Annotated in this window: 11 protein-coding genes; 4 read left to right on the forward strand and 7 right to left on the reverse strand. The window is 43.2% G+C overall.

Translation table 11 applies throughout. The annotated features are described in order from the left end of the window. Positions 1–3: 3 nt before the first annotated feature. Complete coding sequence (locus HWQ37_RS07785; protein ID WP_292745550.1) at positions 4–219, reverse strand: hypothetical protein; 216 nt, start codon at positions 217–219, stop codon at positions 4–6. A gap of 482 nt (positions 220–701) precedes the next feature. Continuing rightward, positions 702–2,462: a Rieske (2Fe-2S) protein gene (locus HWQ37_RS07790; RefSeq protein ID WP_292745552.1), complete on the reverse strand. Its 1,761-nt coding sequence runs from the start codon at positions 2,460–2,462 to the stop codon at positions 702–704. A 193-nt stretch (positions 2,463–2,655) separates the two neighbouring features. On the opposite strand from HWQ37_RS07790, the gene HWQ37_RS07795 reads away from it, so the two are divergent. Together HWQ37_RS07795 and HWQ37_RS07800 are read left to right on the forward strand one after the other, a co-directional pair. Beyond that, positions 2,656–3,285 carry an SMI1/KNR4 family protein gene (locus HWQ37_RS07795; protein WP_292745554.1) on the forward strand — a complete coding sequence of 210 codons (630 nt, stop codon included), beginning with the start codon at positions 2,656–2,658 and terminating at the stop codon, positions 3,283–3,285. A gap of 62 nt (positions 3,286–3,347) precedes the next feature. After that, positions 3,348–4,103, forward strand: coding sequence for a TspO/MBR family protein (locus HWQ37_RS07800; protein WP_292745556.1), 756 nt, complete (start codon positions 3,348–3,350; stop codon positions 4,101–4,103). Positions 4,104–4,357: 254 nt separating this feature from the next. On the opposite strand, the gene HWQ37_RS07805 is transcribed toward HWQ37_RS07800, so the two are convergent. The 3 genes from HWQ37_RS07805 to HWQ37_RS07815 all read right to left on the reverse strand — a co-directional run bounded on the left by HWQ37_RS07805 (position 4,358) and on the right by HWQ37_RS07815 (position 5,755). Continuing rightward, positions 4,358–4,765, reverse strand: a complete 408-nt coding sequence (locus HWQ37_RS07805) for a VOC family protein (RefSeq protein ID WP_292745558.1) — start codon at positions 4,763–4,765, stop codon at positions 4,358–4,360. A gap of 151 nt (positions 4,766–4,916) precedes the next feature. Continuing rightward, positions 4,917–5,360: a YybH family protein gene (locus HWQ37_RS07810; protein WP_292745560.1), complete on the reverse strand. Its 444-nt coding sequence runs from the start codon at positions 5,358–5,360 to the stop codon at positions 4,917–4,919. Positions 5,361–5,395: 35 nt separating this feature from the next. Continuing rightward, positions 5,396–5,755 (reverse strand): YciI family protein, encoded by a 360-nt coding sequence (locus HWQ37_RS07815; RefSeq protein WP_292745562.1) that lies wholly within the window; start codon positions 5,753–5,755, stop codon positions 5,396–5,398. A gap of 194 nt (positions 5,756–5,949) precedes the next feature. Here HWQ37_RS07815 and HWQ37_RS07820 point away from each other — a divergent pair, with 194 nt between their 5' ends. Further along, positions 5,950–7,203, forward strand: coding sequence for an RNA polymerase sigma factor (locus HWQ37_RS07820; RefSeq protein ID WP_292745564.1), 1,254 nt, complete (start codon positions 5,950–5,952; stop codon positions 7,201–7,203). Here HWQ37_RS07820 and HWQ37_RS07825 read toward each other — a convergent pair. Together HWQ37_RS07825 and HWQ37_RS07830 are read right to left on the reverse strand one after the other, a co-directional pair. Next, positions 7,200–8,903, reverse strand: coding sequence for a M3 family oligoendopeptidase (locus tag HWQ37_RS07825; protein WP_292745566.1), 1,704 nt, complete (start codon positions 8,901–8,903; stop codon positions 7,200–7,202). The genes HWQ37_RS07820 and HWQ37_RS07825 overlap by 4 nt on opposite strands. A 224-nt stretch (positions 8,904–9,127) precedes the next feature. Further along, positions 9,128–10,033, reverse strand: a complete 906-nt coding sequence (locus HWQ37_RS07830) for an amino acid ABC transporter substrate-binding protein (RefSeq protein WP_292745569.1) — start codon at positions 10,031–10,033, stop codon at positions 9,128–9,130. Positions 10,034–10,338: 305 nt separating this feature from the next. Between HWQ37_RS07830 and HWQ37_RS07835 the strand changes: the two genes are divergently transcribed. Further along, positions 10,339–10,845 carry a DUF1993 domain-containing protein gene (locus HWQ37_RS07835; RefSeq protein WP_292745571.1) on the forward strand — a complete coding sequence of 169 codons (507 nt, stop codon included), beginning with the start codon at positions 10,339–10,341 and terminating at the stop codon, positions 10,843–10,845. Position 10,846 lies beyond the last annotated feature (1 nt).

Here is a 10,846-nt window from a genome sequence, read left to right on the forward strand (position 1 = left end):
TTTTTAGCTGTCGGCGCGTAGACGTAGCCCGTCGTAGACATCGCTAACAGCAAAAAAAGTGCCTCTACTTTCAGAGTAGTTCTGGATGTGGCGATCGCATTCACCCAATCGGGTGAACCATTGGTAGAGACGCGATTCATCGCGTCTTCGATTCATCGCGTCTTTACCCAAGGATGTGTTGCAATCATTGATTAAATTGGTATAAGTACAGTTTTGCATAAATTCGTATCTTTTTTAAATTCAGAGAAATGATAAGAGAATGTAAAGACGTAACACTGTTAGGTATTTACAAAGTTTATGGATAACAATTATTTTCCAGAAATATCTAATGAATGCCGCTAATAACTAGCAAATATTACTATCGAAAATTATCCTTTGAGGATTTTTATATAGGAATCATATTTGATTTCTGAAAAAATCTCGGTAGTCTTGTAATCGACTGTCATGGCTTTAATGTTGCAAAAAAATTGTAGGTTGGGTGGAGGCTTTGCGTAACCCAACATCCTGATATATGTTGCGATATATGTTGGGTTGCTACTAATAACTAGTTCTGTGGATTTAAGTCTCTCGGTTCTATAATCGATAAGTTTTGTGTTGGTATTAAATCCCCATTGCGATTCTTACCAAAAATGCACCCACGTTTGTCGATGTGGGTACATTGTTGGTAGAGTTTTCTTGACAAACTCTCCACCTTCCGGTGACTATTCTTCAAATAAGCGATCGCCGTGATGTAAACGTTCCGCAATTTGATAAGTTTGCCCTTGCGATCGCATTGTCGGAGAATGAGCGGCTAAATACCGAGATGCAGCCACTAATATATGAATTCCTGCCGAAGTTTGACCGAGGAAAGAATATTGACGAAAAGCGGCTTCTATTTCTTGAATGACATGAAAATCACGATTTTCTCGTAGCATCAATTTAGCCAATCTTGCCATCAGTTTTTCAGCACTACCACCACTGTATAAATAATTAGCAACTAATTGCCCTGTTTGGTTTACTTGCTGCTGACGATTTAATAAATCTGGTAGCTGCTGGAGTAATTTTTCGGGATTTTCTACGATGTCTTTGGGTTCTGGCAGCCGTGCTGGTGGAACATTCAAAAAACGATTTAAATACACACTCATCGCCGCATCAAAGACACCTCTTAGTAGTTCGACTGTTGGCACTCTTCGTAAAGCTTGATGTACGGCATTTGCAAAGGTAAATGGGTGGTGGGCTGAATTCCAATCTCCAAACTCATTATTAGTGTGGAAACGAGCTACTCGTAATGCTGCGGTATAAGTAACTACACCAGCTAATTGTTCTTCAGTACAACCGGCTGCCAGTGCATTTAATAGCGAATTTGCGATCGCTTGTGGGTCTTCACCCAATAAAATTGGTACTAGTTCATCTGCTTGTAACCAACTTCCTTGTCGAGATTTTCCCACACTTAATACAGTCGGTAATTGCTCAAAAGCCGACTCTAATATTGCCACCAAATCTACAGGATAGCGCCAGGAATTCGATTCTTCCATCCGAGAGGCATTAGCTAAACCCGAAACTAGGCTAGCCAAAATTGATTCTGCTGCTTGCCAAGCGATCGTATCAAGTGCTTCTAATGCTTTATTGATAAAATCAACGGTATGCCCAACATCAAGAAAGCGACGATCCGTAGCAGCACAAAACAGCATATCTGCTATTTGCTTTGAATTAGCTCCTAAACGAACAGCAGATACTAAACATCTTTGTGCTGCTTCCGCATCCCGCACCTGAATAAATTGGCGAAACCAGTTTTTGAGAGTCGCAAAATCTACTTTCGAGTTGGGTAATGGGTGAACGACAAACTCTGGTGGGGCACCTGCACTATCATTCGCTACTGCTGACAATCCGTGGAATAAAGCGCGGGGTTTATCTTCTGCATCGAGATAAGGTAGTAAATTCATCATACAGGTGTGGATAGTCAAACCTGTACTCCAACCTGCTTTGTTATAACGAGTGCCAAATTCCAGCCCCATGAGAAATGGTTCTGTCGAATTCACCCCCATATCTAACAGTGCAAGCGTTGATTTCGCAATCACTAAAGAAATATTCTGTTCTAAACCGTCTTGCAGACGTTGGCGGTGATGGGTATGAAGGTTAAGTGGCGGCGCTAAATTTACCCAAACTTCACCATCACGGATTTCTACTGGAAAACAAGGAACATCATCAGCCCACGAGTCAAAGGTTCCACCACTAGCAAGATCAAAACGCGCATAATGCCAAGGACAGGTAACAATACCATCTTTGCAAGTGCTTCCTTGTAAGGGAAAGCCCATGTGAGGACAACGGTTATCAATTGCGTAAACTGTATTGTTTGAGTAAAACAAAGCAATGGTATGCTTTTCCTTGTGGACTAACAAACTACCTGCTGCCTGAACTTCTGCAAGTTGAGCAACACGGATATAATCGTCTGTTTTCGTTGCACCTTCAAATATTTGAGTCATTTAATTGCACATAGGTAAATGTCAAAACCCTTATTTCTACTCTGGCAAAGTTTTTCAGATTTGAGCATTTGTGCATTCTAATTTTTGTTAACGTCAAAATTAAGTATTCAAAGATACTCAGTGCTGCATATAATTACTGAAATTGTGGGAAATAAAGCTAGAATCGTTTTTTTCAAATTTACCATAAGTTTTTATGAAAGAGATATTAACTCGAATTGAAACATGGTTTAAAAAGCATTTGCCGGAAATGTTAGATACTTTAAACACCGCAGCAACTGATGAAGAAATTCTAGAGTTAGAAAATCAAATCCAAATAGAGTTACCCTCATCATTTAAAGAATTATATAAGTGGCATAACGGTCAGGTGAGTAGAGCGTACCCAGGAATTTTTTACGGTTTAGAATTCTTGTCTCTGTCAGAAATTTATAGAAATTGGCAAGTCTGGGCAGAACTTGTTGATGAAGGGATAAATAAACATATTCTTGGTCAATCTTACACCCCAAAAAAAGTTAAAGAAATATATGCTAGTAAAAAGTGGATTCCCTTTGCTTTCGATTGGGGTGGAAATCATTTAGGTATAGATTTAGATCCACACAATCAAGGAACTGTCGGACAAGTTATCAATTTTGGTAGAGATGAAGATATCAAATTTGTCTTTGCAGATGATTTAGGGACATTCCTCAATTGGTTTATTACTCAACTGGAATCAGGAAACTACATGATCATTTCTGAGAACGACGGTTCTAAAAATTTTACGACTAAGAACCCTGAAATGAGCCATTTTCTTGATTATTGGAAAGTCATTACTCAAGGTAAACTATAATTGAAGTCAGTTACAGCAGTTTACTTTTAGACGAATTACAAACTACGCACAATCTCGGAATTATGAACCAATCCAATAATAGTGGGATACTTGAACGGTTTGTCAATACAGTGATGGGGGTAAAAACTCTTAATCAACAACAGCCTCTAAATACATCAATAGCTACTACAAAAGAACTAGATATCAGAGCAGTTTTAGTTTATACGCTAGGAACTATCCTACAGATAGTAGTGATGGTTATTGTGTTGCTGGGAATGGAAAAACTAGTAACTTTGATTGATAACAATTCTTCTTTTACCAGTTGGTTTAGCACTTTCTTAACTGGATTATTTTTTGCTCTATTAAGTATCCGCTCACGAATTTTTTCTCTTTTAGATAATACCCGTTCTCGTCAGACTTATGACCAGGTAATCAGACCAAAATGGTCTCCTCCACCTTTAGCATTTCCCATAGTTTGGATGATAATTGCCGTTTTGCGGGTAATTTCTTCTGTATTGATTTGGCAGCAAATGAATCACCAATTTTTAGTGCTGCCTTTCATTTTGTTTGTGGTACATCTGGCTTTAGGGGATACTTGGAATACAATTTTTACTGTAGAACGGAGATTAGGTGCTGCTGTTCCTGTAGTTATTTTAGGCCCTTGGTTATCTGCTGTAGTGGTGACAGTAATTTATTGGCAAACTAATCCTCTGGCGGGTATGACTTTATCATTTTCTTGTGTATGGCTAACTGTAGCTGCTGTATTGGTATTTAGAATTTGGCAATTAAATGGATCTGAGCCATTGTATCCTTTAAAACTAACACCTGTGGAGAATTGAAGAAAAAGTCAGAAGTCAGGAGCGGAACTGGAAACGTTTCCGTTACTCCGATTAGAATCAAGAGGCTCGATAGCGATCGCAATTCGCCAACAGAGTCATTCTATTCGCCCAATACTTTTCTGCTGTCGTAAATTATATCAACTCAATTAATGATTGCCACACATGCTTGGGTAAAGACGCGATTCATCGCGTCTCTACAAATGGTCTATTTGTCGCTACTCAAACCTTGCAAATGCATTATGTTGGGAGCATTTTCAACCAAGATTTATTGGATTTGGCTCCATATAGATAATTTCCCAAATGTGGCCATCTAAGTCAGCAAATCCATGTCCATACATAAAACCGTGATCTTGCGGTTCATTGTAGATTGTTCCACCGGCAGCGACAGCTTTGTGAACCATTTCATCAACTTGTTCTCGGCTATCAGAAGATAGACAAACAAGCACTTCTGTGCTTTTTGTGGCATCACAAATTTCTTTGGGAGTAAACGTCTTAAACTTCTCATAAGTCAAAAGCATGACAAAGATGTTTTCGGACACAATCATGCAGGTGGCAGTTTCGTCAGTGAATTGAGGATTAAATTGGAAGCCGAGTTGAGTAAAGAACTCGATCGATTGATTGAGGTTTTTGACTGGTAAATTGACAAAAATTTGAGTACTCATGGGTTATTATTTTGAATTATTGCAGAGTGAAGGAACGACGAAAAAGTGCTGAGGTTTGAGTCTCAAGGAGACGCTTGTAAGCGCCTCCAGTAATAACAAGTTAAGTAGTCTGCTGACATCGGTGTTTCTTGGGTTAGCTCAGTGAATTGGGCTATGGGTTGAGCGTGAATACAGCATGATTTGTCTGTGGATCGAATGGAACCGAGAGGTGTTCGTGTGATATCTGCCATTCGCCTTGATTTTTCTGACAAACAGAGGTGACGCGCATCCACGTTTGCATTGCCGGATGGTCTTGGGTTCCTGTGAAGCGAAATAGCCAGTGTGCAACTGCTAAGTCTTCACTGACGGTAATGTTGAGGTCTCGTGTTTCAATCTCAAAGGTGTCGGGGAAGTAAGGCAAACATTCTGACCATACTTGAGCCAAAGCATCTTTCCCTTGGGTTTGGAAGGGAGGTTTAACATCGAAGATGATGACCTCGGTGGCATAGTGGGACATGATTTGGTCAACATCTTTGGCGCAGATGGCGCGTTGTTGCTCGGCAATCAGTTGGCGAATCTGAACTTCGTTAGTGGCGATCGCATTTTTAGTTGTCATCAGAATCTCTCCTTTTGGTTTGAGGTTGAGTGCAGTTACAAATTCTCTGGCAAGCCCGCAACTTCAATCACAGGGCGGATTTCGACAGTGCCGACACGCGCGCTTGGTATTCGGGCGGCGATCGCGATCGCTTCGTCGAGATCCTCAGCATTAATTAGAAAAAAACCGCCCAATTGTTCGCGGGTTTCTGCGAAAGGCCCGTCAGTCACTAGCGGTTTGCCATCGCGCACCCGAACGCTAGTTGCGGTGGCGACAGGGTGGAGCGGGGCGGTAGCGAGATACTGCCCCTTCGAGTTGAGTTGTTGTGCTAGTTGTGCGGATTCTACATAACACTTCTCCCGCTCGGTTTCGCTCAGGGCATTTTCCTCCAGGTAAATCAGCAGCAAATATTTCATCGGTTTGCCTCCTTTATTTCCCGTTGTTGCTTCCCTTTATTAGTAAGTCGAACAGTGCTGACTCAAATCGACACTCCGTCAAAAATTTTAATCGTTTAGTACGATCGAGGTTTACCTCCCTTGTTTCCCTTTGTTAGTAAGTCGAACGGTGGTGACTAAAATCGACACCTCGCCAAAAATTTTTGATCTCAGGTATGATCCCAAACGCAAAAACAGACGTAAATCAAGCGATCGCTTCCCTTTACCGGGCTGAATGGGGGCGGATCGTCGCCATTCTCATCCGGTTGGTGGGAGATTTCGACGTGGCTGAAGAAGCGGTACAGGAAGCCTTTATAGCCGCCGTGAATCAGTGGCAGTCTAGCGGCGTACCCGATCTCCCCCGTGCGTGGATCGTCAAAACAGCCCGATACAAAGCCATCGATCGCCTCCGACGGCGGACACGGCTGACGGAAAAGCTGGAATGGTACGCCGTCTCCGGGTTGATTCCAAACCACGAGGAGCCAACTGAGGATACAGATGAAATTCCAGACGATCGGCTCCGGCTGATCTTTACTTGCTGTCACCCAGCACTAGCGATCGAGGCACAAGTTGCTTTGACGCTGCGGATGCTGGGCGGACTTGAGACGGATGAAATTGCGCGGGCGTTTCTCGTGCCGACGGCAACGATGGCGCAACGCTTGGTGCGTGCCAAGCGCAAGATTCGGGATGCAGGTATTCCCTATAAAGTGCCGGACACGAACGATCTTTCTGTGCGGGTAGACGCAGTGATGACGGCAATCTATCTGATTTTCAACGAGGGTTACGCGGCAACTAGGGGCAAGATGATAGTCAGGGCTGACCTCTGCACAGAAGCAATTCGGCTGGGTCGCCTAGTGAGGACATTGATGGCACCGCAACCGCCCTCAAAAGTGACTGCACTCTTGGCGCTGATGTTGCTGCACGACTCCCGGCGCGATGCCCGTTTGGATGAGGCGGGCGATCTGGTATTGCTCGAAGATCAGGATCGTGGTCGCTGGAATCAACAGCAGATTGCTGAGGCGTTACCGCTCGTTGAAGAGGCACTGCGGGGCGAGATTAGTTCGTTTGCTGTGCAAGCGGCGATCGCAGCACTACATTGTCAAGCAGCACAAGCAGAAGAAACGGACTGGTTACAAATTGTCCGCCTCTACGATTTGCTCGAACGCTTGCAGCCTTCGCCGATTGTGTCGCTAAACCGGGCGGTGGCAATCTCAATGATCGAGAGTCCGCAAACGGCGCTCGGACTCATCGATGGGCTTGCCCCTCAACTTCATGACTACCATCTATTTCACGCCACCCGCGCCGATCTGTTGCGCCGCATGGGAGCCTCAGCCTCAGCCGCACAAAGCTACGCCCTCGCGCTGCTACTGGTAACAAATGACAGCGAACGCCGCTTTCTGGAACGACGGCTGCGCGAAGTTCAACCCTAAGTTTGCGATCGCTTGACCTTCAAAGAGGAACGCACTTTTTCAACAACTTGAGTCAGTGCGCCTGGTTCAAATGGAGAAATGAGATTTGCCGATCGCACTAATTCTCGAAAGGATGCCGAACCACCGCGATCGCATAAGGCAATATACTCTGCTAGCGCCCGTGAATAATCTTCTTCTGCTTTGACCCAAAACTGCAACGCGCAACACCCCGCCAAAGTGTAATCTATATAGTAGAACGGCGAACAGTAGATGTGCTGTTTGTCTTGCCAGAGTCCGCCTTTGTTAAGGTAGTTCAAATCTCCATATTTACGCCAAGGCAGATAACGAGCTTCCATCTGTTGCCACATTTGATGTCGTTCTTGGGGGGTTGCTTCTGGGTTGGCATAGACCAAATGCTGAAAATGATCGACTGCCACACCATAAGGCAGAAACAGAATCGACCAGGCTAACTGCTGCCTACGAAATTGCTCGGCTCGATCGCCGAAAAACTTTTCCATCTGCGATCTGGTGAGCAACTCTAAGCTCATGGAGTGAATTTCACACGATTCTAGGGTAGGCCAGAGGTAATCGAAAACTGGCAAATGGCGACTTTGCCACATTTGAAAGGCGTGACCGATCTCGTGAACCAACACCTGCACGTCGTTTTTTGTGCCATTGAAATTTGCGAAGACATAAGGCAGATCATAGGTTGCGAAGCTTGTACAGAATCCGCCTCCGGCTTTTTGGGGACGGTTTTGCAAATCCAATAAATGCTGCTCAACCATCATCCTAAAAAAACTACCCAGCGATGGATTCATGGCATCAAACATTTCTTGCGCCCGTTCTAGCATCCAGTCATGACCGCCAATTGGAGCCGGACTGCCTTCTGCATCAAAGACGGACTCATCCCAGAAATACACGGTGTCTAGCTTGAGCCGTTGAGCTTGTTGCCCAATTAGCTCGATCGCTAGGGGAACGACTTCTTGAACGACTTGCTCTCGATAGCACTCGACATCGGTTTGATCGTAATCCACCCGTCGCATTCGGGGATATCCTAGTGCAATGTAATTTTCATAGCCCAATTTTTTTGCCATGCGATCGCGCAGTTTCACTAACCGATCGAACAGTAGATCGAAGCGGTCTTGATTCTGCTCAAAAAACTGCCAGCGACACTGTTCTGCTTGGTGGCGAATATCGCGATCTTTACTTTGCAGATAAGGTTGCAAACCCGATAAATTCACCTGCTGACCCTGAAATTCTAGCTTTGCCGAGGCGATCAGTTCGGTGTACTCATTGGTAAGTTTGGATTCTTCAACTAAATCTGCCGCGATCGTCGGCTCAAAAGTCGTGATGTCTGCTTCCCACAGCAAAAAGGCTTGTCGTCCCAAACTTTGCTCTAACTCGGCGCGATAAGGGCTGTGGATCAGTTGCCGTTTTAGGTCTATTTCAAGAGCGAGCAGAGATGGTGAAAGTTCACTGCAATAATCCAAGGCAGTTTTGTACTCTGGGTTTTGCGTGTCTTGGTGAAAGTGCAGTTGCGTGAGTTCCTTCCACGTACTGAGTCTGCGTCGCAAGGCATCCCACTGCTCAAGAATAGACTTTCGTTGCTCAGAGGTTTGAGCCTGGTTAAACTGCGTCTGGATGACTTGGTATTCGGCGGTAACGGTTGAGAGCGTTGGAGTTTCTGCTGTGATGTCGGCAAAATCTATTGGAGCTTGCATCAATCATTCCCCTCAGTGATAAAACATTCCGCGATCGGGCGACTTCTATAGGGACTTCCAAATAAAAAAACATCCCAAAACTGACACAAAAATCCTTTCTATTTCTCTTCTCTCTGTGTTCTCTGCGCGGCAGTCGCTCATGGGGGAAACCCCCAAGACCGCGCTGCCTTGTCTCTGTGGTTCGTTTTTTTTGGATAATAATTTTGTGGAGAAAACCCATTATTTCACAGGTCACTTTTGGGAATTTCCTCACGAAATTCTATGACTAATTGCATAGTTTCTATTACCAAATCACGTAAATCCCGATTGAGCGTTACAGCACCATGAGATCCAAACCAACGGTCAAAAATAGTGACATATCGCTGATTTCCATTCACAAATCCTTGCATGAATTTGACTAGAGAATAGTTGACTGTATCCAAGAATTTTGAGTTATTTTCTGGAACCATACAAGCGATGCCTTCTCGTGAATAGGGGCGATCGGGTGCGATCGCAAAAGCATCTGGATTTTTTTGCTGTTGCAGCCATCCCTCTAAAAGAATGCTATCGGATGAGAAAGCATCAATAGTACCTTCTTGCAAAGCTGTGTATCCTTCTACCCTAGTTTTAAAATATACTAGTTTAGCCTTGGGTTGTACATGAGCGATCGCTTGCTCATTTGTCGTTCCCGCCAGCACTCCAATTCGCTTACCAATCAGCGATTCAGGGGAACCTAGATTACTTCCTTTCTTAACTAATAATTGAGTTCCAGTCGCACCGTAGCTCACAGAAAAGTCTACTTTTTTATCTCGCTTCCATGTAAAACTACTAGCATCACAGACAATATCAACTTGTTGATTAACTATTTTAGGAATCCGTTCAGAGGGGCTAAGAGCAACTAATTGCAGCTTAATTTTTTTTCCTAAGTCTTTTTCTAATTGCTCTTTAATCAAAGTCAGCATATCTACAGAATAGCCATTTAACTTTCCTTGACTATCCACATAGGCAAAAGGTAGCGCATCTCTACTAGTACCAGCTGTTAACACCCCTGTTCTGGCTACTTTTTTCATCACACTTTCAGCAACTACCACATTAGGTATGAGCGTGGCGAACATGAGACTTAAAATAGGAATAGCAATTTTTTCATACATAAGCTTTAAAAGTAGGTTATTTCTTCAAAAATCAAATCTGATTTATATATCAAGTTCAAGAAGTTATCACTATCGAGTACATAGTAAGCTTATCTAGTAATTATTCTTTACATTAGCGCTCTTTCATCACTCCGAGCAAAGAAAAATTCAGCCAACTTCTAAAGAAGTTACAGTCACTAGGTTTGGTGGTTTATGTTCTAACATTAAATGGTAAATCCTTATTTTTGACACCAAATTACAGTCAATCCCTCTAAGATTAGATGGGGTAGATCAAAGTCGTTTTAACTTTTTCTGGAGAAATATTAATGACTATATCAATGTATAAAGCTTCAATACCCGTGTCTATTCGCGCACTGAATAATCTTATAGCTATTCTTGAAAAAGGTGCTACTTATGCAGAAACAAAAAAAATCGATCCTTCTGTGTTGATCAATAGCCGTCTATCCCCAGATATGCTTCCATTATCAAAACAAGTACAAATTGCCTCTGACATGGTAAACAGAGGTACTGCACGACTAGCAGGGGTAGAAGCACCCAAGTTTGAGGACAATGAAACTACATTCCCTCAACTTATTGACCGCATTCATCAAACAATCTCTCATTTAAACACATTTAAACCTGAGCAAATCGACGGTTCAGAGGAGAGAGAAATTACTATTGAGATGCGTGACAATACTATATCTTTTCAAGGAATGCCATATCTCCTCTATTTTGTTTTACCAAACCTCTATTTTCATGTCACAACAGCCTATGACATTCTCAGACACTGCGGTGTAGAACTTGGTAAAAAAGACTTTCTTGGTCAGCCTTAAT

This window comes from Nostoc sp. NMS4 (assembly GCF_017115095.1).
Lineage (GTDB): Bacteria > Cyanobacteriota > Cyanobacteriia > Cyanobacteriales > Nostocaceae > Nostoc.

What these genes read in the sequence shown, in the direction of transcription:
- HWQ37_RS07785 (WP_292745550.1), bottom strand. Translation starts at nt 219, where the DNA reads ATGCAAAACTGTACTTATACCAATTTAATCAATGATTGCAACACATCC.
- HWQ37_RS07790 (WP_292745552.1), bottom strand. Translation starts at nt 2,462, where the DNA reads ATGACTCAAATATTTGAAGGTGCAACGAAAACAGACGATTATATCCGT.
- HWQ37_RS07795 (WP_292745554.1), top strand. Translation starts at nt 2,656, where the DNA reads ATGAAAGAGATATTAACTCGAATTGAAACATGGTTTAAAAAGCATTTG.
- HWQ37_RS07800 (WP_292745556.1), top strand. Translation starts at nt 3,348, where the DNA reads ATGAACCAATCCAATAATAGTGGGATACTTGAACGGTTTGTCAATACA.
- HWQ37_RS07805 (WP_292745558.1), bottom strand. Translation starts at nt 4,765, where the DNA reads ATGAGTACTCAAATTTTTGTCAATTTACCAGTCAAAAACCTCAATCAA.
- HWQ37_RS07810 (WP_292745560.1), bottom strand. Translation starts at nt 5,360, where the DNA reads ATGACAACTAAAAATGCGATCGCCACTAACGAAGTTCAGATTCGCCAA.
- HWQ37_RS07815 (WP_292745562.1), bottom strand. Translation starts at nt 5,755, where the DNA reads ATGAAATATTTGCTGCTGATTTACCTGGAGGAAAATGCCCTGAGCGAA.
- HWQ37_RS07820 (WP_292745564.1), top strand. Translation starts at nt 5,950, where the DNA reads ATGATCCCAAACGCAAAAACAGACGTAAATCAAGCGATCGCTTCCCTT.
- HWQ37_RS07825 (WP_292745566.1), bottom strand. Translation starts at nt 8,903, where the DNA reads ATGCAAGCTCCAATAGATTTTGCCGACATCACAGCAGAAACTCCAACG.
- HWQ37_RS07830 (WP_292745569.1), bottom strand. Translation starts at nt 10,033, where the DNA reads ATGTATGAAAAAATTGCTATTCCTATTTTAAGTCTCATGTTCGCCACG.
- HWQ37_RS07835 (WP_292745571.1), top strand. Translation starts at nt 10,339, where the DNA reads ATGACTATATCAATGTATAAAGCTTCAATACCCGTGTCTATTCGCGCA.